Annotated in this window: 19 protein-coding genes; 1 reads left to right on the top strand and 18 read right to left on the bottom strand. The window is 71.3% G+C overall.

Going from position 1 to position 25,486, the window contains the following annotated elements; genetic code table 11:
* Positions 1 to 1,311, top strand: coding sequence for an ABC transporter substrate-binding protein (locus BS73_RS21840; RefSeq protein WP_037574997.1), 1,311 nt, complete (start codon positions 1 to 3; stop codon positions 1,309 to 1,311).
* 24 nt (positions 1,312 to 1,335) lie between these two features.
* Here BS73_RS21840 and BS73_RS21835 read toward each other — a convergent pair whose 3' ends face one another.
* From BS73_RS21835 to BS73_RS21750, 18 genes are all read right to left on the bottom strand, one after another.
* On the bottom strand, positions 1,336 to 2,169 hold the full coding sequence (locus tag BS73_RS21835) for a DeoR/GlpR family DNA-binding transcription regulator (RefSeq protein WP_037574995.1): 834 nt from the start codon (positions 2,167 to 2,169) through the stop codon (positions 1,336 to 1,338).
* 63 nt (positions 2,170 to 2,232) lie between these two features.
* Complete coding sequence (locus BS73_RS21830; RefSeq protein ID WP_084704255.1) at positions 2,233 to 4,275, bottom strand: APC family permease; 2,043 nt, start codon at positions 4,273 to 4,275, stop codon at positions 2,233 to 2,235.
* A gap of 255 nt (positions 4,276 to 4,530) precedes the next feature.
* Positions 4,531 to 5,565 carry a 2-oxoacid:ferredoxin oxidoreductase subunit beta gene (locus tag BS73_RS21825; RefSeq protein WP_037580583.1) on the bottom strand — a complete coding sequence of 345 codons (1,035 nt, stop codon included), beginning with the start codon at positions 5,563 to 5,565 and terminating at the stop codon, positions 4,531 to 4,533.
* A 133-nt stretch (positions 5,566 to 5,698) separates the two neighbouring features.
* Positions 5,699 to 7,651, bottom strand: coding sequence for a 2-oxoacid:acceptor oxidoreductase subunit alpha (locus tag BS73_RS21820; RefSeq protein WP_037574993.1), 1,953 nt, complete (start codon positions 7,649 to 7,651; stop codon positions 5,699 to 5,701).
* Between the two features lie 172 nt (positions 7,652 to 7,823).
* Entirely contained in the window at positions 7,824 to 8,474 is a 651-nt protein-coding gene (locus tag BS73_RS21815) for a response regulator transcription factor (RefSeq protein WP_037574991.1), read from the bottom strand.
* A 79-nt stretch (positions 8,475 to 8,553) separates the two neighbouring features.
* Positions 8,554 to 9,564, bottom strand: coding sequence for a polyprenyl synthetase family protein (locus BS73_RS21810; RefSeq protein ID WP_037574989.1), 1,011 nt, complete (start codon positions 9,562 to 9,564; stop codon positions 8,554 to 8,556).
* Positions 9,565 to 9,816: 252 nt separating this feature from the next.
* Positions 9,817 to 11,472 carry an NADH-quinone oxidoreductase subunit NuoN gene (nuoN, locus tag BS73_RS21805; protein ID WP_037574988.1) on the bottom strand — a complete coding sequence of 552 codons (1,656 nt, stop codon included), beginning with the start codon at positions 11,470 to 11,472 and terminating at the stop codon, positions 9,817 to 9,819.
* Positions 11,469 to 13,112, bottom strand: a complete 1,644-nt coding sequence (locus tag BS73_RS21800) for an NADH-quinone oxidoreductase subunit M (protein WP_037574986.1) — start codon at positions 13,110 to 13,112, stop codon at positions 11,469 to 11,471. The genes nuoN and BS73_RS21800 overlap by 4 nt, the downstream gene beginning before the upstream one ends.
* 154 nt (positions 13,113 to 13,266) lie before the next feature.
* Positions 13,267 to 15,219, bottom strand: a complete 1,953-nt coding sequence (nuoL, locus tag BS73_RS21795; RefSeq protein WP_037574984.1) for an NADH-quinone oxidoreductase subunit L — start codon at positions 15,217 to 15,219, stop codon at positions 13,267 to 13,269.
* A gap of 21 nt (positions 15,220 to 15,240) precedes the next feature.
* Positions 15,241 to 15,540 carry an NADH-quinone oxidoreductase subunit NuoK gene (nuoK, locus tag BS73_RS21790; protein ID WP_037574982.1) on the bottom strand — a complete coding sequence of 100 codons (300 nt, stop codon included), beginning with the start codon at positions 15,538 to 15,540 and terminating at the stop codon, positions 15,241 to 15,243.
* Positions 15,537 to 16,457 carry an NADH-quinone oxidoreductase subunit J gene (locus tag BS73_RS21785; protein WP_084704254.1) on the bottom strand — a complete coding sequence of 307 codons (921 nt, stop codon included), beginning with the start codon at positions 16,455 to 16,457 and terminating at the stop codon, positions 15,537 to 15,539. The genes nuoK and BS73_RS21785 overlap by 4 nt, the downstream gene beginning before the upstream one ends.
* Positions 16,454 to 17,011 (bottom strand): NADH-quinone oxidoreductase subunit NuoI, encoded by a 558-nt coding sequence (nuoI, locus tag BS73_RS21780; RefSeq protein WP_051941510.1) that lies wholly within the window; start codon positions 17,009 to 17,011, stop codon positions 16,454 to 16,456. The genes BS73_RS21785 and nuoI overlap by 4 nt, the downstream gene beginning before the upstream one ends.
* Before the next feature lie 148 nt (positions 17,012 to 17,159).
* Positions 17,160 to 18,563 carry an NADH-quinone oxidoreductase subunit NuoH gene (nuoH, locus tag BS73_RS21775; protein ID WP_037574980.1) on the bottom strand — a complete coding sequence of 468 codons (1,404 nt, stop codon included), beginning with the start codon at positions 18,561 to 18,563 and terminating at the stop codon, positions 17,160 to 17,162.
* Positions 18,563 to 21,100, bottom strand: a complete 2,538-nt coding sequence (locus tag BS73_RS21770) for an NADH-quinone oxidoreductase subunit G (RefSeq protein ID WP_037574979.1) — start codon at positions 21,098 to 21,100, stop codon at positions 18,563 to 18,565. The genes nuoH and BS73_RS21770 overlap by 1 nt, the downstream gene beginning before the upstream one ends.
* The gene (gene nuoF / locus BS73_RS21765) at positions 21,101 to 22,492 is read right to left on the bottom strand and encodes an NADH-quinone oxidoreductase subunit NuoF (RefSeq protein ID WP_051940248.1); all 1,392 of its coding nucleotides are present in this window, start codon (positions 22,490 to 22,492) and stop codon (positions 21,101 to 21,103) included.
* On the bottom strand, positions 22,489 to 23,337 hold the full coding sequence (gene nuoE / locus BS73_RS21760; RefSeq protein WP_051940246.1) for an NADH-quinone oxidoreductase subunit NuoE: 849 nt from the start codon (positions 23,335 to 23,337) through the stop codon (positions 22,489 to 22,491). The genes nuoF and nuoE overlap by 4 nt, the downstream gene beginning before the upstream one ends.
* Positions 23,334 to 24,701 carry an NADH-quinone oxidoreductase subunit D gene (locus BS73_RS21755; protein ID WP_037574976.1) on the bottom strand — a complete coding sequence of 456 codons (1,368 nt, stop codon included), beginning with the start codon at positions 24,699 to 24,701 and terminating at the stop codon, positions 23,334 to 23,336. Before BS73_RS21755 ends, nuoE begins: the two co-directional genes overlap by 4 nt.
* On the bottom strand, positions 24,701 to 25,417 hold the full coding sequence (locus BS73_RS21750; protein WP_037574975.1) for an NADH-quinone oxidoreductase subunit C: 717 nt from the start codon (positions 25,415 to 25,417) through the stop codon (positions 24,701 to 24,703). The genes BS73_RS21755 and BS73_RS21750 overlap by 1 nt, the downstream gene beginning before the upstream one ends.
* Positions 25,418 to 25,486: the final 69 nt, after the last annotated feature.

The following is a 25,486-nucleotide window of genomic DNA, read 5'->3' as shown; positions in this document are numbered from 1 at the left end:
ATGCCCATCACTCGCCGGGCCTTTCTCGCCGCCAGCGGGCTCTCCGCGGCGGCGGCCGCGCTGGCCGCCTGCGGCAGCGGCGGCGGCGCCTCGTCGTCCGGCACGCCCAGCGGGCAGCTTGAGGTCTTCTCCTGGTGGACGGCGGGCGGCGAGAAGGACGCGCTGAACGCCCTGGTCGCCGACTTCTCGCTGAACAACCCGACGGTCAGGTTCGTCAACCGGGCGGTGGCCGGCGGCGCCGGCACCGCGGCCAAGGCCGAGCTGGCCCGCCGTCTGCAGGCGGGCAGCCCGCCGGACACCTTCCAGGGGCAGATCGGCGGCGCCCTCCACGGCTATGTCGAGGCCGGCCAGCTGGAGCCGGTGGACTTCCTCTACCACCAGGAGGGCTGGGAGAAGACCTTCAACCCCCAGCTGCTGCCGATGATCCGCAAGGGCGGGTCGTACTATGCGGTTCCGGTGGATATCCACCACATCAACATGCTGTGGTCGAACCAGAAGATCTGCGACCATCTCGGCATATCCAGCTCGCCCACCACGATCCGGGAATTCCTGGACAACCTGAAGACCGTCCAGCGGTCCGGCGGCGGCATCATCCCGCTGGCCACCTCCGAGGAATGGTCGTTCAAGCACGCGTTCGAGACGCTGCTGCTGAGCGTCCTCGGGCCGGACCAGTACACCGCGCTGTGGAAGCCGGGCGGGAACTTCGGCTCCAGCGGGGTCAAGCAGGCCATCTCCTACTTCGCCGAACTGCTGCCGTACTGCAGCTCGCTGGACGGCAGCCTCACCTGGGACCAGGCCACCCAGAAGCTCGGCCAGGGCAAGGCCTGCTACCAGATCATGGGCGACTGGGCGGAGGCCAACCTCAAGGCCGGCTCGCTCTACCTGACCCCGCGCAAGGACTACAACTGGGCGCCGGTGCCCGGCACCGAGGGCGTCTTCGAGTTCGAGGCGGACTGCTTCACCCTGCCCAAGGGCGCCAAGAACCGGGACGCGGCGGTCGCCTGGCTCAAGGAGTGCGGCAGCCGGCGCGGCCAGGACGACTTCGACACCGTGAAGGGCGCGATCCCGCCCCGGGCGAGCGTCGACTCCACCGAGCGGACGCTCTACGACGAGTACCAGAAGTGGTCGCTGGACCTGTGGCGGGCCAAGTCGACCCGGCTGGTCGGCTCGGTCACCCACGGCACGCTGGTCACCAACGACTGGAACTCCGCGATCGACACCGCGGTGACGGCCTTCCTGAAGACCCGCCAGCAGTCCTCCTTCCAGGAGGCGCTGGCAGCCGCCGGGAAGAAGTACGCCTTCACCGACTGACGGTCGCCCCGCGCCGGGGCGGCGTCAGCCCCCACGGGCCGGGTCCGCGTCGGCGACGATCAGCCGGCGGACGTGGTCGCGCGCCGCGCGGCGCGCCGGCTCCGCCAGGTCCGCGTCGGTGACCAGGGTGTCCACGCCGGACAGCGACACGAACGAGCTGAGGCTCACCACACCCCACTTGCTGTGGTCGGCCACCGCCACCACCCGCCCGGCGCAGCCGACCAGCGCCCGGTTGGTCTCCGCCTCGGCGAGGTTGGGGGTGGTCAGGCCGGCCGACGGGTCGATCCCGTGGCAGCCGGTGAAGAGGAGGTCGACGTGCAGCTCGTGGAGGGCCAGTTCGGCGATCGGGCCGACCAGTGCGTCCGACGGGGTCCGGACACCGCCGGTGAGGACCACCGTCGCCCCGTCCCCCTCCGGACGACGGCCGGCCTCCTCCTCCAGCGCCTCGGCGACCCGCACCGAGTTGGTCACCACGGTGAGCCGCGGCACCCCCGCCAGGTGGCGGGCCAGCGCCCGGGTGGTGGTGCCCGCGGAGAGCGCGACCGCGCTGCCGGGGACGGCGAGCGCCGCGGCGGCCCGCGCGATCTCCTCCTTGGCGGCCGGCGCCCAGGAGGACTTGGCCTCGAAGCCGGGCTCGACCGCCCGCCCGGCCCCGGTCCCCGAACCGGAGAGGAGCGCGCCGCCGTGCACCTTCTCCACCAGCCCCTGCCGGGCGAGCGCCGCCAGGTCCCGGCGGATCGTCATCTCCGAGACCCGGTAGCGGGCGGAGAGCTCGGCCACGCGCACACTGCCGATCGTGCGGATCTCCGCGAGGATCGCGGATTGGCGCCTTCTGGCGAGCAAATTCCCCACCCCCAAACGGTTCCGCACACAACCGCACGGCGAGAGGGCTGTCAATACTCCTGACGCGCTCAGGCCAGGTCAGTCCTTGGCCGGACGCCTCGGCAGCACCACGTCGAACGGCACGATGGTGGCGACCACGTTCGGCAGCTTGCCGACGGCCCGGGCGATGTGGTCCGGAGTCCTGCGGTGCAGCAGCCGGCCGAGGATCGGCGAGTAGGTCCGCTCCGGGATCAGCAGGGTCACCTGCGCCCCCGGGGTGTCCGCGGCCCGCGCGATGTACTCCAGCAGGGCGCGGGTGATCCGGCGGTCCGGGCACTGGACGATCTCCAGCGGCAGGTCGCCCACCTCCGCCTCGTCCCAGTGCGCGCCCAGCCGCTCGGCCTCCCTGCTGTCCACCATGAAGTGCACCGCCCGCAGCTCGGCCGGCCGCAGCGAGCGGGCGTACCGGATGGCCTTGAGGACGGCCAGGTCGACCCGGTCGACCAGGACGAACATCAGCTGCTTGCGGGCGGTCGGCCGGGTGGCGTCGGCGGGCGCGGCGGCCAGCGCCTCGGCCTCCTCGCGATAGCGGCGGTTGACCCGGATCAGCGAGTAGACGCCGATCGGGAAGATCACCACGACCATCCAGGCGCCCTCGGTGAACTTGGTGATCGCGAAGATGATCACCACCGCCGCGGAGGCGAGCGCGGCCAGCCCGTTGACGATCAGCCCGGCCGTCCGGCGCCGGGCCTCCCGCCGCGTCCAGAAGTGCTTGAACATCCCGATGCCGGCCATGAAGAAGCCGGTGAAGACGCCGATCGCGTACATCGCGACCAGCTTGTCCAGCCGCCCGTCGGTGCCGATCAGCAGCCCCAGCGCGATCACGGTGAGGACGGTGATGCCGGCCGAGAACGCCAGCCGGTGGCCGCGCTTGGTCAGCTGCCTTGGCAGGAAGGAGTCCTCGGCGACGAAGCTGGCCAGGAACGGGAAGCCGTTGAAGGAGGTGTTGGCGCCGGTGTAGAGGATCAGCGCGGTGGCCAGCTGGACGAAGACCAGTCCGGCCTGCCCGAGCCAGCCGCCGCCGAAGGCCAGGCTGGCCTCCTGCGAGATCACCGTCGGGTTGCCGGAGTTGTACGGGATGGCGTGGGTGATGAAGGCCAGTGTGGAGACGCCGAGCACCAGCACGCCGAGGATGCAGCTCATCGCCACCAGCGTCTTCCGGGCGTTCACCCCCTGCGGGCTGCGGAAGGCACTGACGCCGTTGGAGATCGCCTCCAGACCGGTCAGCGAGGAACCGCCGTTGGCGAAGGACTTGAGCACGATGAAGACCGAGGCCCCCATCAGCACCCCGGTGCCGCCGTGGCCGCCGAGCGTCATCGCGCCCGCCGCGTGGACGTCGGCGTGCGGCAGGTCGCCCATCGCCAGCCGGATCGCGGAGACCGCGAAGACCAGCGCCATCGCCCCCATGAAGAGGTACGCGGGCATGGCGAAGGCCCGGCCGGCCTCCCGGATCCCGCGCAGATTGCCCCAGCACAGCACCAGCACGATCACCACGGACAACGCCAGCTTGTACCGGTCGAAACCGGTGTAGCCGTTGCCCAGGAGGTGCACCAGCGAGGCGATGGCGTCCGTTCCGGCGGCGGTCTGCACCGCCACCGTGACGATGTAGTCGATCAGCAGCGCCACCGCGGCGACCTGGGCCACGTTCGGCCCGAAGTTGTCCCTGGCGACCACGTACGAGCCGCCGGCCCGGGTGTAGACCATCACGACCTGCCGGTAGGACAGGGTGAGGACGAACAGCACCGCGAGGATGACGAAGGTGACCGGCATCAGCATGCTGAACGCCGACATCCCGATCACCGGCACCAGGATGGTGAGCATCTGCTCCGAGCCGTACGCGGAGGAGGAGATGCAGTCGGAGGCGAGGACGCCGAGGGCGATCGGGTTGGAGAGCTTCTCCTCGCCCAGCTGCTCGGTCACCAGGGGCCGGCCGAGCAGCCGCTTCTTGATCCGGTAGCCGAGGGACTCCGGAAGGTTCTCCGCCGCGTGCGCGGTGGCGCCGCCGGGGGCCCGTCCGCCCGGGGGCGTCTCCGGTTGCGAGGGGGCGTCCGGGGCGGCGGGGCCTTCAGTGCGACGTGCCATGGCTACGGGGTCCGATTCGGCGTCTGGAGGGTCGGGCTTGAGCGGTCCTCCGGGCCCGCGGACGCGGACGCGGAGGACACCCGAGCATGGATACCCTCTGACAATGCGACAATTCGGACAGATTTGCTGTCGCTTTAACGTTTCTAACGACTCCTTAACGCCTGATCGGCGCAAGGAGTGCGGTCCGGAGACGCCTGCGGCGCCGCGGGTCTCCCCCGCGGCGCCGCAGTACGTCGATCGGCGTACGACCGGTGGTCAGCCGACCTGCCAGGTGTCGCTGCCGGTGAGGAGCGCGGCCAGGTCGCCCTCGCCCTTGGCCCCCACGGCCGCCTCCAGCTGCTCGGCCATCAGGGTGTCGTAGACCGGGCGCTCGACCGAGCGCAGCACCCCGATCGGCGTCCGGTGGAGGGTGTCCGCGTCCGCCAGCCGGGTCAGCGCGAAGGCGGTGGCGGGGCTGGCCGCGTGGGCGTCGTGGACCAGCACCTCGGCCTCGTTCTCCGGGGTGACCTCACGGGTCGTCAGCTCGCCGGTGGCCGGGTCGCGGAAGACGCCGTGGGCGCCCTCGGCGCCGAAGCGGATCGGCTGCCCGTGCTCCAGCCGGATCAGCGCCTCGTCCCGGGTGCCCGGCTCCTTCAGGGTCTCGAAGGCGCCGTCGTTGAAGATGTTGCAGTTCTGGTAGATCTCCACCAGGGCGGAGCCCTCGTGCTCGGCCGCCGCCCGCAGCACCGACTGCAGGTGCTTGCGGTCGGAGTCGATGGTCCGGCCCACGAAGGAGGCCTCGGCGCCGATCGCCAGCGAGAGGGGGTTGAAGGGGGCGTCCAGCGAGCCCATCGGGGTCGACTTGGTCACCTTGCCCTGCTCGGAGGTCGGCGAGTACTGGCCCTTGGTCAGCCCGTAGATCCGGTTGTTGAAGAGGAGGATCTTCAGGTTGACGTTGCGGCGAAGGGCGTGGATGAGGTGGTTGCCGCCGATGGACAGCGCGTCGCCGTCGCCGGTGACCACCCATACGCTCAGGTCGCGCCGGGAGGTGGCGAGGCCGGTGGCGATCGCCGGCGCGCGGCCGTGGATCGAGTGCATCCCGTAGGTGTTCATGTAGTACGGGAAGCGGGAGGAGCAGCCGATGCCGGAGACGAAGCAGATGTTCTCCCGGGCCAGACCCAGCTCCGGCAGGAAGGACTGCACGGCGGCCAGCACGGCGTAGTCGCCGCAGCCGGGGCACCAGCGGACCTCCTGGTCCGACTTGAAGTCCTTGACGGTCTGCTTGGCGTCGGTCTTGGGCACCAGGCGCAGCGAGGGGAAGCCGCCCTCCGCGAGGGCGGTCGCCCCGTTCCGGTGCGGGACATGTCCGTTGCCGTTGGCGGCATTGCCGTTGGCGGCGCTGCCGTTGGCGCGGCCGTTGGCGGCGCTGCCGTTGGCGGTGGTCTCAGACACGGTCGGTCTCCTCGAGTTCTGCCTTGATCGCGTCGGCGAGCTGCTCGGCCTTGAACGGCAGACCGCGCACCTGGGTGAAGGAGCGCGCGTCCACCAGGTACCTGCCGCGGATCAGCAGCGCCAGCTGACCCATGTTCATCTCCGGGACCAGCACCCGGTCATAGGACTTCAGCAGCTCGCCGAGGTTGGCCGGGAACGGGTTGAGGTGCCGCAGGTGCGCCTGGGCCACCCGGCCGCCGGCGTCCCGCACCCGGCGCACCGCCGCCGCGATCGGCCCGTAGGTCGAGCCCCAGCCCAGCACCAGAAGCCTGGCGTCCTCGCTCGGATCATCGACCGCGATCGGCTTCACCGTCTTCGCGATGCCGTCCACCTTGGCCTGCCGGAGCCGGACCATCCTCTCGTGGTTGTCCGGGTCGTAGGAGATGTTCCCGGTGCCGTCCTGCTTCTCGATACCGCCGATCCGGTGCTCGAGTCCCGGCGTGCCGGGCACCGCCCACGGACGGGCCAGCGTCTCCTCGTCGCGCAGATACGGCCAGAACGAGCCGTCCTCGCGGTTCGGCTCGGTCGCGAACTCCACGCCGAGGTCGGGAAGTGACGCCACGTCAGGGATCCGCCACGGCTCCGAGCCGTTCGCCAGGTACCCGTCCGACAGGAGGAAGACCGGCGTCCGGTAGGTCAGGGCGATCCGCGCGGCCTCCAGCGCCGCCGAGAAGCACTCGGCGGGCGTCGCCGGGGCGACGATCGGCACCGGCGCCTCGCCGTTGCGCCCGAACATCGCCTGCAGCAGGTCCGCCTGCTCGGTCTTGGTCGGCAGGCCCGTCGAGGGGCCGCCGCGCTGGATGTCCACCACCAGCAGCGGCAGCTCGAGCGACACGGCCAGCCCGATGGTCTCCGACTTCAGCGCCACACCGGGCCCCGAGGTCGTCGTCACGGCCAGGGAACCGCCGAAGGCCGCGCCCAGCGCGGCCCCGATCCCGGCGATCTCGTCCTCCGCCTGGAAGGTCCGCACCCCGAAGTTCTTGTGCTTGGACAGCTCGTGGAGCACGTCCGAGGCCGGGGTGATCGGGTACGAGCCGAGGTACAGCGGCAGCCCCGAGCGCTGGGAGGCCGCGATCAGGCCGTAGGCCAGGGCCACGTTGCCGGAGATGTTGCGGTAGGTGCCGGCCGGGAAGGCCTCCTTGGCCGGCTCCACCTCGTACGAGACCGCGAAGTCCTCCGTGGTCTCGCCGAAGTTCCAACCCGCCTGGAACGCCCGGACGTTGGCCTCGGCGATGTCGGTCTTCTTGGCGAACTTCTGCCGCAGGAAGGACTCCGTGCCCTCGGTCGGCCGGTTGTACATCCAGGACAGCAGGCCCAGCGCGAACATGTTCTTGGCCCGCTCGGCGTCCTTGCGGGCCAGGCCCGAGTCCTTCAGCGCCTCGACGGTCAGGGTGGTCAGCGGCACCTTGTGCAGCCGGTAGCCGTCCAGCGAGCCGTCGCCCAGCGGGTCGGCGCCGTAGCCGACCTTGGACAGCGCGCGCTTGGTGAACTCGTCGGTGTTCACGATGATCTCGGCGCCGGACGGCAGGTCCGGCAGGTTCGCCTTGAGGGCGGCCGGGTTCATCGCCACCAGCACGTGGGGGGCGTCCCCCGGGGTCAGGATGTCGTGGTCGGCGAAGTGCAGCTGGAACGACGACACGCCCGGGAGGGTGCCGGCTGGGGCCCGGATCTCGGCCGGGAAGTTGGGGAGGGTCGACAGGTCGTTGCCGAACGACGCCGTCTCCGATGTGAACCGGTCACCGGTGAGCTGCATGCCGTCACCGGAGTCCCCCGCGAACCGGATGATCACCCGGTCCAGACGACGCACCTCTTTGGCCTTGCCCGCGGCCGTGGTCGCCCCCGCCCCTCGGGTCGGCGCCGCCGCGTCCTCGGCGGTCGCCTCCGTCTGCTCGACCTGGCTGGTCACTTTTGCTGGACCTCCCTCGGCGCAGGACCATCAGCGGCGCGCGGCCCGGTGCCCCGTCCGCACAATGGCCCACCATCCGCATCCTATGCCGCTGAGGCTCGCCTCAGCCGGGAGGCCCCTTGTGACGTACGGCTGATTACTGCGGTGCCGAGCGGGGTTTAGGCCACCGGTGTCACCCGTTGATGAAGGCGAGGACGGCGAGCACCCTGCGGTGGTCCTCGGCGCTCTGGCCCAGGCCGAGCTTCATGAAGATGTTGCTGACGTGCTTCTCCACCGCCCCGTCGGAGACCACGAGCTGCTTGGCGATCGCGCCGTTGGTGCGGCCCTCCGCCATCAGGGACAGTACCTCGCGCTCACGGGGCGTCAGATCGGCGAGGACGTCCCGCTTCCGGCTGCGGCCGAGGAGCTGGGCGACGACCTCGGGGTCCAGCGCGGTGCCGCCGGTGGCCACCCGCTCCACGGCCTCGGCGAACTCCCGGACGTCGGCCACGCGGTCCTTGAGGAGGTATCCGACGCCGCCCCCGGCCGAGCCGGAGAGGAGTTCGGACGCGTATCGCTCCTCGACGTACTGCGAGAGGACGAGGGTGCCTACGGTGGGATGGCTGCCGCGGAGGGCCACGCAGGCGCGGACGCCCTCGTCGGTGTGGGTCGGCGGCATCCGCACGTCCGCGACGACCACGTCCGGCAGGTGCTCGGCGACGGCGTCGATCAGCGCGTCACCGTCCCCCACCGCTCCGACGACCTCGAACCCCCGATCCGTGAGCAGCCGGGTGAGCCCTTCCCGCAACAGCACGGAGTCCTCGGCGATCACCACACGCGTCATGGGCCATAGATTACTTGTCCCCAGCCCCGGACCCCGGATGAAGCCGAAGGGCGAAGCAAGGGGCGCGCCGCCCGGGCTGCTACATCGTGCGGAGGGCGACCGTGTCGCAGAGGCGCTCCAGCGCCTGCTTCGCCGGGCACTCCGGCAGCGGGGCGAGAAGGCTGCGGGCCTCCTCCGCATAGCGGAGGGTGTCCTCTCGGGCGACCCGCAGCGCGGGATGCGCGCGCAGCAGCGTCAGCGCCTCGGCGAGGTCCTCGTCGGACTCGACACCGGTGTCGAGGAGCTCGCGGAGGCGGAGGTCCCCGGGCACCGCCGGGTCGGGGGACATCTCGCGCAGCCGCAGCACCGGCAGCGTCGGGACGCCCTCGCGCAGGTCCGTCCCGGGCGTCTTCCCGGACTCGCTGCTCTCGCTGGTGATGTCCAGAATGTCGTCGGCGAGCTGGAAGGCCAGCCCGATCCGCTCCCCGTACTGGGTCAGTATCTCCACGACCCACGGGTCGGCCCCGGCCATCAGCGCGCCCAGGTGCCCGGCGGCGGCGACCAGCGAGGAGGTCTTCCCGCCGAGCACCTCCAGGTAGTGCTGGACCGGGTCGTCCCCCGGCTGCGCGCCGGCCGTCTCCAGGATCTGGCCGGTGACCAGCCGTTCGAAGGCCTCGGCCTGGATCCGCACCGCCTCCGGGCCGAGCCCGGAGACGATCTGCGAGGCCCGGGAGAAGAGGAAGTCACCGGTGAGGATCGCGAGCGAGTTGTCCCAGCGGGCGTTGGCGCTCGGGGCCCCCCGCCGCAGATCGGCCTCGTCCATCACGTCGTCGTGGTAGAGGGTGGCGACATGGGTGAGCTCGACGACGCAGCCCGCCGGGACGACGCCCGGCGCGTTGGGGTCGCCGAACTGGGAGGCGAGCAGCACCACCAGCGGGCGGAACCGCTTGCCGCCGGCCTCCAGCAGGTGCTGGGCGGCCTCCGTGATGAACGGGGTGTCGCTCTTGGTCGCCTCCAGCAGCGACTGCTCGACGGCGGACATCCCGAGCTTGATGTCCGATTCCAAGCTCTCGTCCTGCACGCCCAGGCCGAAAGGCCTCACGACCGCCACGAGGACGCCTCCTGTCGCTGCTCGATCGGGCAGCGCCCGAACATCCGGGTCGTCCGCCGCGTCTTCACCACAGGCAGGGTATCGGTTCTGATGTGGATCTCCGTCTCTGCCCGTCCCCGCCGGAAGGGTGTCTGACCTGCTGCCACCGCCCATCGGCGAGCGATCGACGACCGATCGGCGGCCGGCCGGCACCCGCTGGGGAACCGGCCCGCCGCCGACCGAACACCTCCCGGCGATCCATCGGACTCCTGGTCAGCGGACGAACACCCCGGCCTGGTCGGCGAGGTGGAGGAAGTACTGCGGAGCGATGCCGAGCACCACCGTCACGATCGCGCCCAGCCCGATCGCCACCCCGGTGAACGCGCTCGGCACGGCCACCGTCGGCCCGTCCGGCCGCGGGTCGGAGAAGAACATCAGCACGATGACCCGGATGTAGAAGAACGCCGCCACCGCCGAGGAGAGCACACCGATGATCACCAGCGGCACCGCTCCCCCGCTGGCCGCCGCCTGGAAGACCGCGAACTTCCCGGAGAAACCGGAGGTCAGCGGGATGCCCGCGAAGGCCAGCAGGAAGAGCGCGAAGACCGCGGCGACCAGCGGCGAGCGCCGGCCGAGCCCGGCCCAGCGGGAGAGGTGGGTGGCCTCCCCGCCCGCGTCCCGGACCAGGGTGACCACGGCGAAGGCGCCGAGGGTCACGAAGCCGTACGCGGCCAGGTAGAACAGGACCGAGGAGAGGCCCTTGCCGTTCACCGCGATCACGCCGGTGAGGATGAAGCCGGCGTGGGCGATGGAGGAGTAGGCCAGCAGTCGCTTCACATCGGTCTGGGTGACCGCGATGATCGCGCCGGCCACCATGGTGAGGATCGCCACGCCCCACATCACCGGCCGCCAGTCCCAGGTGAGCCCGGGGAAGGCGACGTAGACCAGGCGCAGCAGCGCGCCGAAGGCGGCCACCTTGGTCGCGGCGGCCATGAAGCCGGTGACGGGGGTGGGCGCGCCCTGGTAGACGTCCGGGGTCCAGGAGTGGAACGGCACCGCGCCGACCTTGAAGAAGAGGCCGACGCCGAGCATCGCCACGCCGATCAGCAGCAGGGCGTCGTTCCCCGTGGTGTTGGCCAGCGCCGGGGTCATCTGGGCGTTGCCGGAGACCACGTCCGCGATCCCGCCCAGCGAGACCGTCCCCGCGTAGCCGTAGAGGAGGGCCAGGCCGAAGAGGAAGAAGGCCGAGGAGAACGCGCCGAGGAGGAAGTACTTGACCGCCGCCTCCTGGCTGAGCACCCGGCGGCGCCGGGCCAGCGCGCACATCAGGTAGAGCGGGAGGGAGAAGACCTCCAGCGCGATGAACATGGTCAGCAGGTCGGAGGCGGCCGGGAAGAGCAGCATCCCGCCGACCGAGAAGAGGACCAGCGGATAGATCTCGGTGGTCTCGAAGCCCGCCCGGACGGCCGCCTTCTCGGCGTCCGAGCCGGGGACCGCGGCGGCCTGCGGGGCGAAGGCGTCCTGCGGCCGGTCACCGGGCCCGCGGGGCTCGAGACGCCGCTCGGCGAACTGCAGCACCGCGACCACCGAGATCAGCAGGATCGTGCCCTGGAGGAAGAGCGAGGGGCCGTCCACCGCGACCGCGCCCATCGCGGCCAGGTGCGCCTTGCTGCCGGCGTAGCCCTGAGTCGCCAGGACGATGACCGCGACGAAGGAGAGCGCCAGCCCGAGGAGGGCGATCCCGACCTGGGTGGCGTACCGGGCCCGGCGCGGTACGAAGGCCTCGGCGAGGACGCCGACCAGCGCCGCGCCGAAGACCACCAGCATCGGGGAGAGCTGGGCGTACTCGATGTGCGGGGCCGGGATGGCGGCGCTCGTGCCGGACGAACCGGCGGCGAGGGTCCACAGATCGACAGGGATGGGGCTCACTTCTGGTCACCTCCGTTGATCTTCGCGGCGGTAACAGGGTGCTGGATCGCCGGATCGGTCTGGTGGACGTCGGAGAGGGTGGCGCGGACCGCCGGGTTGATCATGTCCGCGATCGGCTTCGGGTAGAAGCCGAGCACCAGCAGCAGCGCGATCAGCGGGGTGACCACCACGAGTTCGCGCGCCTTGAGGTCCTTCATCCCGGCCACGCCCTCCTTGACCGGACCGGTCATCGTCCGCTGGTAGAGCACCAGGACGTAGAGGGCGGCCAGCACGATGCCGACGGTGGCGATCACGCCGAGCACCGGGTAGCGCTCGAAGGTGCCGACCAGGACCAGGAACTCGGAGACGAAGGGGCCGAGGCCCGGCAGCGAGAGCGTCGCCAGACCGGCGACCAGGAAGGTCCCGGCGAGGATCGGCGCGACCTTCTGTACCCCGCCGAAGTCGGCGATGTAGCGCGAGCCCCGACGGCTCATCAGGAAGCCGGCGATCAGCAGCAGGGCCGCGGTGGCCACCCCGTGGTTGACCATGTAGAGGGCGGCGCCGGACTGGGCCTGGCTGGTCATCGCGAAGATGCCCAGGATGATGAAGCCGAAGTGGGAGAGGGAGACGTACGCGACCAGGCGCTTGATGTCCTTCTGCCCCACCGCGAGGAGGGCTCCGTAGACGATGCCGATGAGCGCCAGGACCATGATCACCGGGGCGAAGGTCTTGGACGCCCCGGGGAAGAGCTCCAGGCAGTAGCGGAGCATCGCGAAGGTGCCGACCTTGTCCACCACCGCCGTGATCAGCACCGCGATGGCGGGGGTGGCCTCGCCCATCGCGTTCGGCAGCCAGGTGTGGAAGGGCCACAGCGGCGCCTTCACGGCGAAGGCGAACATGAAGCCGAGGAAGACCGCCTTCTCGGCGGTGCCGGAGAGGTGCAGCCGCCCGGTGCTCAGCGCGTGGGTGAGGGTCGGCAGGTCGAAGCTGCCGGCCGCGCCGCCGGTGCCGATGTGCTGCTGGGCGGTGATCACGTAGAGGCCGATCACCGCGGCCAGCATGACCAGCCCGCCGACGAGGTTGTAGAGGAGGAACTTGACCGCCGCGTACGAGCGTTGGCGGGCGTCCTCGCCCTGGGTGCGGTCGCCGAAGCCGCCGATCAGGAAGTACATCGGGATCAGCATGGCCTCGAAGAGGACGTAGAAGAGGAACACGTCCGTGGACTCGAAGCTCAGCAGCACCATCGCCTCGACGGCGAGGATCAGGGCGAAGAAGCCCTGGGTGCGGCGGCGGTTCTCGAAGGTGTTCTCCGCGACCGGCGCCTGGGGGTCCGCGTCGTGCCAGGCGGCGATCATCACCACCGGGACCAGGACGGCGGTCAGCAGGACCAGGGCGACGGCGATGCCGTCCACTCCCAGGCTGTAGCCGATGCCGAAGTCGCTGATCCAGGAGTGGTGTTCGGTGAGCTGGAAACGCGTTCCGCCGGGGGTGAAGCGGGCCGCGGCGACCGCGGCGAGCACCAGGGTCACCGCGGAGAACGCCAGCGCCGTCCAGCGCGCGGTGTTCCGCCGGGCCTCGGTGGTCGCCGCGGGCAGCGCGGCGGTGACGATGGCGCCGGCGGCCGGCACCGCCCAACTGAGCGTCAGCAAGGGAAAACTCACGAGCTCCGCTCCTGTCCCCGCGCCTGTCCGGAACTCCGGGACAGGTCCGCTGTGCGTGCGACTCGGTGGATGGCTGGGCGCGCGGTTCCCCGCGCCCCCGGGTGGGTGGGCGGCGGGGCGCCGTCGGAAAGGTGACTCAGCGTCATGGCGGGCATCACACCGACCTCATCAGGAGAGTGGCGGCCACGAGGACCGCGGCTCCGCCGAACATGGACAGGGCGTAGGAGCGGACATAGCCCGTCTGCACCCGCCGGATGCGGGACGACGCGCCTCCGACGAACGCCGCGAGCCCGTTGACGAACCCGTCCAGTCCCTTGTTGTCCAGGTAGACGAGGCTCCGGGTCAGGTACTCCCCCGGGCGGACGAAGGCCGCGTGGTTGAAGTCGTCCTGGAGGAGGTCCTTGCGGGCGGCCCGGGTCAGCGCGGAGCCGACCGGCGCGACCGCCGGGACCTCGCGCCGGGCGTACATCGCCCAGGCGATGCCGGCGCCGGCCACCAGCAGGATGAAGGTCAGCACGGAGATGACGATCGGGCTCAGCGGCGGGTGGCCCTCCTGGTGCCCGGTGACCGGCTCCAGCCACTTCACGAAGGCGGAGTTGATGCTGAAGAGCCCACCCGCGAAGACCGATCCGACGGCCAGGATCGCCATCGGTACCCACATCACGGCCGGCGACTCGTGGGGATGCGGCATCCGGTCGCCGCTGTCCCCCGCCGCCTCCGGGGAGGCGGCCGGCTCGGCGCTGGGCGCGTCCGGCGCGGGCGAGGGCTGCCAGCGCGGCTTGCCGAAGAAGGTCATCAGCATCATCCGGGTCATGTAGAACGCGGTGATGCCGGCGCCCAGCAGGGCCGCTCCGCCGAGGATCCAGCCCTCGGTGCCGCCCTGGCCGAAGGCCGACTCGATGATCTTGTCCTTGGTCCAGAAGCCGGAGAGCCCGGGGAAGCCGATGATCGCCAGGTAGCCGAGGCCGAAGGTGACGAAGGTGATCGGCATGTGCTTCCGCAGCCCGCCGTAGTGGCGCATGTCCACCTCGTCGTTCATGCCGTGCATGACCGATCCGGCGCCGAGGAAGAGCCCGGCCTTGAAGAAGCCGTGGGTGACCAGGTGCATGATCGCGAAGACGTAGCCGATCGGGCCGAGCCCGGCGGCCAGGATCATGTAGCCGATCTGCGACATGGTCGAGCCGGCCAGCGACTTCTTGATGTCGTCCTTGGCGCAACCGACGATCGCACCGAAGAGCAGGGTGACCGCGCCGACCACCACCACGGCCAGCCGGGCCGTCGGCGCCAGGTCGAAGATCGCCCCGGAGCGGGTGATCAGATAGACGCCCGCGGTCACCATGGTCGCCGCGTGGATGAGGGCGGAGACCGGGGTCGGGCCCTCCATCGCGTCGCCCAGCCAGGACTGCAGCGGCACCTGGGCGGACTTTCCGCAGGCGGCCAGCAGCAGCATCAGCCCGATCCCGGTCAGCTTGGCCTGGCTCGCGTCGCCCGCGTGGGCGAGCACCGGGCCGAAGGCGAAGGTGCCGAAGGTGGTGAACATCAGCATGATCGCGATCGACAGGCCGACGTCGCCGACCCGGTTGACCAGGAAGGCCTTCTTGGCCGCGGTGGCCGCGGTCGGCTTGTGCTGCCAGAACCCGATCAGCAGGTACGAGGCGAGGCCCACGCCCTCCCAGCCCACGTACAGCAGCAGGTAGTTGTCGGCCAGCACCAGCAGCAGCATGGCCGCCAGGAAGAGGTTGAGGTAGCCGAAGAACCGCCGCCGGCGCTCGTCGTGCGCCATATAGCCGACCGAGTAGAGGTGGATCAGCGAGCCCACCCCGGTGATCAGCAGGACGAAGGTCATCGACAGCTGGTCGAGCTGGAAGCCGGCCTGGGCCTGGAACTGCTCCACCGGAACCCAGGTGAAGACGGTGACCAGGTGCGTCCGGGCGTCCGCCGGCTCACCGAGGAGCCGGGCGAAGAGCACCAGGCCGATGACGAAGGAGGCGGTGGAGGCGAGCACGCCCAGCCAGTGCCCGCCGCGATCGAGGCGGCGGCCGCCGAGGAGCAGTACCGCCGCCCCCAGCAGCGGCACCGCGACCAGTACAGGGATCAGATCATCCACGATCAGTCAGCCTCCGCCGCTCTACAGCTTCATCAGGTTGGTGTCGTCGACCGAGGCCGAGTGGCGGGTGCGGAAGACGGCGACGATGATGGCCAGGCCCACGACCACCTCGGCCGCCGCGACGACCATGGTGAAGAAGGCGATGATCTGGCCGTCCAGGTTGCCGTGCAGCCGGGAGAAGGTGACCAGCGCCAGGTTCGAGGCGTTGAGCATCAGCTCCACGCACATGAACAGCACGATCGCGTTCCGCCTGATCAGCACTCCCGCCGCGCCGATGGTGAAGAGCAGCGCGGAGAGGTAGAGATAGTTCGCCGGGTTCATGACTCCTCCTCACCCTCGGCACCGGCCGTGGCCGGGCTCCCGCTGTTCTCGGTGCCCGTCACCTGCTTCGGCTGCTGGGGTACGACATCGCCGTTCCGCCGCTGCTTGGGGGTCCTGCGGCCCAGGTAGCGGCTGGTGCCGGCCTCCAACTCGACGATCTTGGCCTGGAGTTCGCGGCCCACCTCGCGGACCTGGCCGCGGGCCCGCAGCGTCTGGTTGACCGAGAGCTCGGACGGGGTGCCGTCCGGCAGCAGGCCGGGGACGTCCACCGCGTTGTGCCGGGCGTAGACGCCGGGGGCCGGCAGCGGGGTGATCTGCTGCCCCAGCCTGACCCGCTGCTCCGCGAGTTCGCGCTGGCTGCGGCGGACCGTGGTGGCCTCGCGGTGGGTCAGCACCATGGCGCCGACCGCGGCGGTGATCAGCAGGGCGCCGGTGACCTCGAAGGCCCAGACGTACTGGGTGAAGATCAGCCGGGCCAGCCCGCGGACGTTGCCGCCGTTGCCGTTGGCGGCGGCGAGGCCGGTGAAGGTGCGCAGCCGGGCGTTGGCGATCCCGGCCATCAGCAGCACGCCGAAGCCGATCCCGCACAGGACGGCCGCCCAGCGCTGGCCCTTCAGCACCTCCTTGACGCTGTCCGCCGAGGAGACGCCGACCAGCATCACCACGAAGAGGAAGAGCATCATGATGGCGCCGGTGTAGACGACGATCTGCACCGCGCCGAGGAAGGCCGCGCCCTGCGCGAAGTAGCAGAGCGCCAGGGCCAGCATGGTGGCGGCCAGGCAGAGGGCGGAGTGGACGGCCTTGCGGCAGAGCAGCATTCCCAGCGCCCCGCCGACGGCGAGCACCGCCAGGACCCAGAACTGCACCGCCTCGCCGGTGGAGGTGGCGCCGGTGAGCGGCGCCGCGGACGCGATCATGCCTTCGCCTCCTCTTCCTCGGGGGTGGCTTCCTCGGAGGCGGCCTCCGGGGCGGACTCGCCCTTGGAGTAGGCGATCTGGCGGACGGTGCCGGGCGCGGCCTCGGTGACCTCGCCGCGGTAGTAGTCGCCCTCGTCGGTGCCCGGGTAGATCGCGTGCGGGCTGTCGACCATCCCCTCGGTCAGCCCGGCCAGCAGCTGCTCCTTGGTGTAGATCAGCGAGGACCGGGAGGAGTCCGCCAGCTCGTACTCGTTGGTCATGGTCAGCGCCCGGGTCGGGCAGGCCTCGATGCAGAGTCCGCAGAGGATGCAACGGGCGTAGTTGATCTGGTAGACGCGGCCGTAGCGCTCGCCGGGCGAGTAGCGCTCCTCGTCGGTGTTGTCCGCGCCCTCCACGTAGATCGCGTCGGCGGGGCAGGCCCAGGCGCAGAGCTCGCAGCCGATGCACTTCTCCAGGCCGTCCGGATGCCGGTTGAGCTGGTGGCGGCCGTGGAAGCGGGGGGCGGTGGGCTTCTTCTCCTCGGGGTACTGCTCGGTCAGCCGGCGCTTGAACATCGCCCGGAAGGTGACGCCGAAGCCGGCGGCCGGGCCGAGGAGGCTGCGGCCGGACTCGTGCCCAGCGCCTCCGCCGGCCGCGCCGCGCTCGGCCAACTCGCCTCCGCCGGAGCGCCGTTCGAGGTTCCCGGACTGCTCGGGGTTCTTGTCACTCACTGTCGGCTCCCTTGCCCGTGGCCGCGCTCGTGCCCGTGGCTCCGCTGGGGATGACGTCCGCCGCCGGCTCGGCGAGGTGCTGGCGGCGACGCCGCCTCGGCACCGGCGGGAGGGTCTGCCCCGGCATCGGCGGCACCGGGTACCCCCCGGCCGTCACATCGGTGAACTCGCCGCCGGCCGGCGCGGGCTCCGGTGCCTCCGGCCTCTTCCGCATCATGTCGACGAGGACCGAGAGGAGCAGCAGGACCACCACCGCCCCGCCGACGTACAGCACCACCTGACCGCCGTGGTAGCCCTCGTTGCGCAGCGCCCGGACGGTGGCCACCAGCAGCAGCCACACCAGCGAGACCGGGATCAGCACCTTCCAGCCCAGCTTCATGAACTGGTCGTAGCGGAGCCGGGGCAGGGTGCCGCGCAGCCAGATGAAGAAGAAGAGGAGGATCTGGATCTTGACGACGATCCAGAGCAGCGGCCACCAGCCGTGGTTGGCCCCGGTCCAGAAGGCGGTGATCGGCCAGGGGGCCCGCCAGCCGCCGAGGAAGAGGGTGGAGAGGATCGCCGAGACGGTGACCATGTTGATGTACTCGGCGAGCATGAACATCGCGAACTTCAGCGAGGAGTACTCGGTGTTGAAGCCGCCGACCAGCTCGCCCTCGGCCTCCGGGAGGTCGAAGGGCGCCCGGTTGGTCTCGCCGACCATCGAGATCAGGTAGACCACGAAGCTGACCGGCAGCATGCAGACGAACCAGAGGTTGTGCTGCGCCGCCACGATCGACGAGGTGGACATCGACCCGGAGTAGACGAAGACCGAGGCGAAGGAGAGGCCCATGGCGATCTCGTAGGAGATCATCTGCGCCGACGAGCGCAGCCCGCCGAGCAGCGGATAGGTGGACCCGGAGGACCAGCCGGCCAGCACGATCCCGTAGATCCCGATCGAGGCCACGGCCAGCAGGTAGAGCATGGCCACCGGCAGATCGGTGAGCTGCATGAAGGTGCGGGTGCCGAAGATCGAGATCTCGTGGTCCGCCGGGCCGAACGGGATCACCGCGAAGGCCATGAAGGCCGGGATCGCGGAGAGGATCGGGGCGAGGACGAACACCACCTTGTCGGAGGCGGTGACCACCAGGTCCTCCTTGAGGGCCAGCTTCACCCCGTCCGCGAGGCTCTGCAGGAGGCCCCAGGGGCCGTGCCGGTTGGGCCCGATGCGCAGCTGCATCCAGGCCACCACCTTGCGCTCCCACACGATCGCGAAGAGCACGGTGACGACCAGGAAGGCGAAGCAGAACACCGCCTTCAGCAGCACCAGCCACCAGGGGTCGCGGCCGAAGACGGAGAGGTCCTCGGCGGCGAGCAGGGCCGCGCCGTGCGGGGCGGCGAGAGCGATCTGAGCCAGCATCAGTCCTCCTCCGGGTCAGCGCCGTGCGCCTGGCCGGGTGCCAGGCCGACCACCCGGCCGGGGACCGCGCCCAGCGCCCGGGCGACTCCGCCCGGAGTCGAGTTGAGGGGCACCCACACCACCCGGTCCGGGAGCTCCAGGGTGATGGACAGCGGCAGGGTCACCGAGCCCGCCGGCCCGGAGACCGCCAGCGGCGCCCCGTCGGCCACGCCGATCTCGGCCGCCGTGGCCGGCGACAGCCGGGCGACGGCCGGGTGGCGGGTGCCGGCCAGGGCCGGATCGCCGTCCTGGAGCGAGCCGTTGTCCAGCAGCTGCCGCCAGCCGCCGAGCACCGCCTCGCCGGCGGCCGGCCGGGGCAGCGGCCGCGCGGTCTCGGCCGGCGCGTCCACCCGCTCCCCGGTCCAGCGGCCGAAGGAGTCCAGCTCGCGGCGGGCCGCGGTGACGTCGGGCAGCCCCAGCGGCACCCCGGCGGCGTCCGCCAGCATGTGGAGGACCCGGAGGTCGGCCGGGAGTTGGCGGGAGGTCATCTGGTCCGGGCGGATCGCGGGCTCGAACATCCGCACCCGGCCCTCCCAGTCCAGGAAGGTCCCGGCCTTCTCCGAGGCGGCGGCCACCGGGAGCACCACGTCGGCGCGCTCGGTGACCGCGGAGGGCCTCAGCTCCAGGCTGACCAGGAAGCCGATCCGGTCCAGCGCGGTGTCGGCGGCGACCGGGTCCTGCAGGTCCGCCGGGTCGACCGCGCCCACCAGCAGGGCGTCCAGGTCTCCGTTGGCGGCGGCGGTGAGGATGCCGCCGGTGTCCCGCCCGTAGCGGGCGGGGAGGGCGTCCGAGTCGGCCAACCCCCATACGGCGGCCGTGCGTTCGCGAGCCACCGGGTCGGTGACCGGACGCCCGCCGGGCAGCAGCCCGGGCAGCGCGCCGGCCTCGACGGCCCCGCGCTCGCCCGCCCGGCGCGGCACCCAGGCCAGCCGGGCGCCGGTGGCCCTGGCCAGCCGGCAGACCGAGGAGTAGGCGCCCGGTACGGCGGCCAGCCGCTCGCCGACCAGGATCACGGATCCCGGCTCGGCCAGCGCCGCGGCCGCGTCGGCCGCCCCGCCGGGGCCGGTGAGGGAGGCGCCGGCGTCCTGGTCGCCGAGGGCGTCCAGCCACTCGGTCTCGGTGCCGGGGGCGGCGGGCAGCAGCCGGCCGCTCAGCTTGGCCAGGCCGCGGGAGGCGTGGGTGGCGATCGAGAAGACCCTGAGACCGCGCTTGCGGACCGCCTTCCGCAGCCGCAGGAAGACGATCGGCGACTCGTCCTCCGGCTCGAACCCGGCCAGCAGCACGCTGGGCGCGGCCTCCAGGTCGGCGTAGGCGACGCCGTTGCCGTCCAGGTCGATCCCCCGGCCGGCGACCGCCGAGCCCAGGAAGTCCGCCTCCTCCGCGCTGTGCGCCCGGGCGCGGAAGTCCACGTCGTTGGTGCCGAGCACGGTACGGGCGAACTTGGCGTAGGCGTAGGCGTCCTCGACCGTGGCCCGGCCGCCCAGCAGCACCCCTGCCTTGGCCGGGCGGCCGTCCTGGCCCCGGGTCAGGCCGCGGGCCGCCACCTCCAGCGCCTCCGGCCAGGAGGCCGGGCGCAGCTCTCCGGACTCCTCGTCCCGCACCAGGGGAGTGCGGATCCGGTCCGGCTGCTGGGCGTAGCGGAAGGCGAAGCGGCCCTTGTCGCAGTTCCACTCCTCGTTGACCGAGGGGTCGTCGAAGGCCATCCGGCGCAGCGTCTTCCCGCGCCGGTGGTCGGTGCGGATCGCGCAGCCGGAGGCGCAGTGCTCGCACACCCCCGGCGAGGAGGAGAGGTCGAACGGCCGGGAGCGGAACCGGTACGCCTTCGAGGTCAGCGCGCCCACCGGGCAGATCTGGATAGTGTTGCCGGAGAAGTAGGAGCGGAAGGCCTCGCCCTCGCCGATCCCGACCTGCTCCTGCGCCCCGCGCTCGACCAGCTCGATGAACGGGTCGCCGGCGATCTGCTCGCTGAACCGGGTGCAGCGCGCGCACTGCACGCAGCGCTCGCGGTCCAGCAGCACCTGGCTGGAGAGCGGCAGCGGCTTGGCGAAGGTCCGCTTGGTCCCCTCGAACCGGGAGTCCGCCCGCCCGCTGGACATCGCCTGGTTCTGCAGCGGGCACTCGCCGCCCTTGTCGCAGACCGGGCAGTCCAGCGGGTGGTTGATCAGCAGCAGCTCCATCACCCCGCGCTGGGCCGAGGCGGCCACCGGCGAGCTGATCTGGGTGCGCACCACCATGCCGTCCGCGACGGCCATCGTGCAGGAGGCCACCGGCTTGCGCTGGCCCTCCACCTCGACGATGCACTGGCGGCAGGCGCCGGCCGGGTCGAGCAGCGGATGGTCGCAGAACCGGGGCACCTGCACCCCGATCCGCTCCGCGGCTCGAATGATCAGCGTGCCCTTGGGCACCTGCACGGGTACGTCGTCGATGGTGACGGTGACCAGCTCGGTCGGCGGCGGGGCCTCCGCCCCGGCACCGGGAGCGTTCGTGGTGACGGTCATCTACGCGAGCACCCCCTTCTCCTGGGCGGTGGACGGGTCGGTTGCGGAGGCTCCGCCGGCGGCGGACCCTCCGGAGGGGCGGCGGTCGGCCCAGACGGTGGTGGCCGCCGGGTCGAAGGGGCAGCGGCCGCCGTTGACGTGCTCCTCGTACTCGGCGCGGAAGTGCTTCAGCGAGGAGGCCAGGCAGGCCGCGGCGCCGTCGCCGAGGGCGCAGAAGGACTTGCCGTTGATGTTCTCGGCGAGGTCGTCGAGCTTGTCGAGGTCGTCCAGGGCGCCCTTGCCGGCCTCGATCCCGCGCAGCAGCTGGACCACCCAGTAGGTGCCCTCGCGGCAGGGGGTGCACTTGCCGCAGGACTCGTGGGCGTAGAACTCGATCCAGCGGGTGACCGCGCGGACCACGCAGGTGGTCTCGTCGAAGCACTGCAGCGCCTTGGTGCCGAGCATCGAGCCGGCGGCGCCGACCCCCTCGTAGTCCAGCGGGACGTCGAGGTGCTCGTCGGTGAACATCGGGGTGGAGGAGCCGCCGGGGGTCCAGAACTTGAGCCGGTGGCCCGGCCGGATCCCGCCGCTGATGTCCAGGAGCTGGCGGAGGGTGATGCCGAGCGGGGCCTCGTACTGGCCGGGGTTGGCGACGTGCCCGGAGAGCGAGTAGAGGGTGAAGCCGGGCGACTTCTCCGAGCCCAGGGTGCGGAACCAGTCCTTGCCCCGGTGGAGGATGGCCGGCACCGAGGCGATCGACTCGACGTTGTTCACCACGGTCGGGCAGGCGTAGAGCCCGGCCACGGCCGGGAACGGCGGCCGCAGGCGCGGCTGGCCGCGGCGGCCTTCGAGCGAGTCGAGGAGCGCCGTCTCCTCACCGCAGATGTACGCCCCGGCGCCGGCGTGGACGGTGATGTCCAGGTCGAAGCCGGAGCCGAGGACGTCCTTGCCGAGGTATCCGGCGGCGTACGCCTCGGCGACCGCCGAGTGCAGCCGGCGGAGGACCGGGACGGTCTCGCCGCGGAGGTAGATGAAAGCCTTGTGGCAGCGGATCGCGTAGGAGGCGATCACCATCCCCTCGATCAGCGCGTGCGGGTTGGCGTAGAGCAGCGGGATGTCCTTGCAGGTCCCGGGCTCCGACTCGTCGGCGTTGACGACCAGGTAGTGCGGCTTGCCGTCGCCCTGCGGGATGAACTGCCACTTCATCCCGGTCGGGAAGCCGGCGCCGCCGCGGCCGCGCAGGCCGGCGTCCTTGACCAGCGCGATGACCTCGTCCGGGTCCATCCGCAGGGCGGCGTGGAGGCCTTTGTACCCGTCGTAGGCGCGGTAGGTCTCCAGCGTGTAGGGGCGCGGCTCGGCCCAGCTCGCGGAGAGCACGGGCGAAAGCAGCTTCTCCGGTTCGGTCGCGGTCATTCCGCGCCACCACCTTCAAGTGATTCGCGGTCGGCGGGTGCGGCTTCGCTTGTGGCTGGGCGCGCAGTTCCCCGCGCCCCTGATGTATCCGGCTCCGCCGGATCCTGGCGGGGGCTGATCACCCGTGCGCCCGGCAAGGCCTCGCCCTTCGCCAGCCGCAACCCCACGAGGCTGGGGTCCCCGGCCGCGCCACCCTCGTGCACGGCCTCCGGCCGCGGATCGGGGAACCCGGCCAGCACCCGCGAGGTCTCGCGGAAGCCGCACAGCCGCGCGCCCCGGGTGGGGGAGACCTCCTCGCCCGCCCGCAGCCGGTCCGCCAGCTCCCGGACGCTCTCCGGCGTCTGGTTGTCGAAGAACTCCCAGTCGACCATCACCACCGGCGCGTAGTCGCAGGCGGCGTTGCACTCGATGTGCTCGATGGACAGCGAGCCGTCCTCGGTCGTCTCGTTGTTGCCGATCCCCAGGTGCTCCTGGAGGTCCGCGAAGATCTCGTCGCCGCCCAGCACCGCGCAGAGGGTGTTGGTGCACACCCCGATGTGGTGCCGCCCGGCCGGCCTGCGCCGGTACATGGTGTAGAAGGTGGCGACCGCCCGCACCTCGGCCGTGGTCAGCCCCAGCTTGTCCGCGCAGTACCGCATCCCGCTCGCGGAGACGTAGCCCTCCTCCGCCTGCACCAGGTGGAGCAGCGGCAGCAGCGCCGAACGGGACTGCGGGTAGCGGGAGATCAGCTCTTCGGCGTCGGGGTCGAGGCGGGCCCGTACGTCCGCCGGGTACTCGGGGGCGGGCCCCTCCGGCAGCCCGAGGGCCACCGGCACCGCCCCAGGCCGGGCTTCGCTTGCCGTCACCGGTCGACTCCTCCCATCACCGGGTCGATCCCGGCCACGGCGACGATGACGTCCGCGACCTGGCCGCCCTCGCACATCACCGCCATCGACTGCAGATTGGTGAAGCTGGGATCCCGGAAGTGCACCCGGTACGGCCGAGTGCCGCCGTCACTGACGGCGTGGACGCCGAGCTCGCCCTTGGGCGACTCGACGGCCACATAGGCCTGCCCGGGCGGCACCCGGAAGCCCTCGGTCACCAGCTTGAAGTGGTGGATGAGCGCCTCCATCGAGGTGCCCATGATCTTCTTGATGTGGTCCAGCGAGTTGCCCATCCCGTCGGGTCCGACGGAGAGTTGGGCCGGCCAGGCGATCTTCTTGTCGGAGACCATCACCGGGCCCCCGCCGTTCCCCGAGGTGCCGGCCAGCCGGTCCAGGCACTGGTCGACGATCCGCAGTGACTCCGCGATCTCGTGGATCCGGATCAGGAAGCGGCCGTAGGAGTCGGCGGTGTCGGCGGTGCACACCTCGAAGTCGTAGTCCTCGTAGCCGCAGTACGGCTGGGACTTCCGCAGGTCGTGCGGCAGGCCGGTGGAGCGGAGGATCGGCCCGGTGACGCCGAGCGCCATGCAGCCGGCCAGGTCCAGGTACCCGACGTCGCACAACCGGGCCTTGAAGACCGGGTTGTTGGTGGCCAGCGCGTCGTACTCGGACAGGCGCGAGCGCAGCAGCTTCACGCCCTCGCGGATCTGGTCCACCGCCCCCGGCGGCAGATCCTGCGCGAGCCCGCCCGGCCGGATGTACGCGTGGTTCATCCGCAGGCCGGTGACCAGCTCGAACATGTCGAGGATGACCTCGCGGTCCCGGAAGCCGTAGATCATCAGCGTGGTGGAGCCCAGCTCCATGCCGCCGGTGGCCAGGCAGACCAGGTGCGAGGAGATCCGGTTGAGCTCCATCATCATCACCCGGACGATGTCGGCCCGCTCCGGGATGTCGTCCTCGATGCCGAGCAGCTTCTCCACCGCGAGGCAGTAGGCCGTCTCGTTGAAGAAGGGGGTGAGGTAGTCCATCCGCGTGACGAAGGTGGTGCCCTGCACCCAGTTCCGCCACTCGATGTTCTTCTCGATGCCGGTGTGGAGATAACCGATTCCGCAGCGGGCCTCGGTGACCGTCTCGCCGTCGATCTCCAGGATCAGCCGGAGCACCCCGTGGGTGGAGGGGTGCTGCGGGCCCATGTTGACGACGATCCGCTCGTCGTCCGCCTTGGCGGCGGCGGTGACGATCTCGTCCCAGTCGCCGCCGGTGACGGTGAAGACCCGGCCCTCGGTGGTCTCGCGGCCGGGCGCCTCGGCGTAACCGGTTGCGTGGACGGTGTTCTGATCGCTCATCAGCTGTACGACCTCCGCTGGTCGGGAGCCGGGATCTGGGCGCCCTTGTACTCGACGGGGATGCCGCCGAGCGGATAGTCCTTGCGCTGCGGATGGCCCAGCCAGTCGTCCGGCATCATGATCCGCATCAGCGCGGGGTGGCCGTCGAAGACGATCCCGAAGAAGTCGTAGGTCTCCCGCTCGTGCCAGTCGTTGGTGGGGTACACCGCGACCGTCGAGGGGATGTGCGGGTCGGCGTCGGGGGCCGAGGTCTCCACCCGGATCAGCCGGTTGTGGGTGATCGACCGCAGGTGGTAGACGGCGTGGAGCTCGCGGCCGGTGTCGCCGGGGTAGTGGACGCCGCTGACCCCGGTGCAGAGCTCGAAGCGCAGCGCGGCGTCGTCCCGCAGCGTCCGGCAGACCGCGACCAGGTCCTGGCGCCTGACGTGGAAGGTGAGTTCGCCCCGGTCGACGACGGTCTTCTCGACCACCTGCTCCGGATCGAGCCCCTGCTCCTCCAGAGCCCCCTCCAGCTCGTCCGCGACCTCGTCGAACCACCCGCCGTACGGCCGGCTGGAGGCCCCGGGCAGCACGATCGGCTGGACCAGCCCCCCGTAGCCGGAGGTGTCCCCGCCGTCCCTGGCCCCGAACATCCCTCTGCGGACGCCGATCACCTCGGGCTCCCCGGCGCCCTCTTCCCGCGATGCGGGCACCTGCCCGTTCTGCGGCTCACTCATCAGCCGACCACCTTCCAGCCCAGTCGGGCAGACGGGCAGCGCAACCGGGGCGCGGGGAACCGCGCGCCC

The sequence above is a fragment of the Phaeacidiphilus oryzae TH49 genome (assembly GCF_000744815.1).
GTDB lineage: Bacteria > Actinomycetota > Actinomycetes > Streptomycetales > Streptomycetaceae > Phaeacidiphilus > Phaeacidiphilus oryzae.
The sequence above is the reverse complement of the archived record's forward strand: the minus strand, read 5'-3'. Positions and strand labels throughout refer to the sequence as shown.

Bases quoted from the DNA above. Each gene is read 5' to 3' on its own strand.
- BS73_RS21815 (WP_037574991.1), bottom strand. From the start codon at position 8,474: ATGACGCGTGTGGTGATCGCCGAGGACTCCGTGCTGTTGCGGGAAGGG.
- BS73_RS21755 (WP_037574976.1), bottom strand. From the start codon at position 24,701: ATGAGCGATCAGAACACCGTCCACGCAACCGGTTACGCCGAGGCGCCC.
- BS73_RS21785 (WP_084704254.1), bottom strand. From the start codon at position 16,457: ATGATCGCGTCCGCGGCGCCGCTCACCGGCGCCACCTCCACCGGCGAG.
- nuoK (WP_037574982.1), bottom strand. From the start codon at position 15,540: ATGAACCCGGCGAACTATCTCTACCTCTCCGCGCTGCTCTTCACCATC.
- nuoI (WP_051941510.1), bottom strand. From the start codon at position 17,011: ATGTTCAAGCGCCGGCTGACCGAGCAGTACCCCGAGGAGAAGAAGCCC.
- BS73_RS21840 (WP_037574997.1), top strand. From the start codon at position 1: ATGCCCATCACTCGCCGGGCCTTTCTCGCCGCCAGCGGGCTCTCCGCG.
- BS73_RS21770 (WP_037574979.1), bottom strand. From the start codon at position 21,100: ATGACCGTCACCACGAACGCTCCCGGTGCCGGGGCGGAGGCCCCGCCG.
- nuoF (WP_051940248.1), bottom strand. From the start codon at position 22,492: ATGACCGCGACCGAACCGGAGAAGCTGCTTTCGCCCGTGCTCTCCGCG.
- BS73_RS21750 (WP_037574975.1), bottom strand. From the start codon at position 25,417: ATGAGTGAGCCGCAGAACGGGCAGGTGCCCGCATCGCGGGAAGAGGGC.
- nuoH (WP_037574980.1), bottom strand. From the start codon at position 18,563: ATGCTGGCTCAGATCGCTCTCGCCGCCCCGCACGGCGCGGCCCTGCTC.
- BS73_RS21830 (WP_084704255.1), bottom strand. From the start codon at position 4,275: ATGGCACGTCGCACTGAAGGCCCCGCCGCCCCGGACGCCCCCTCGCAA.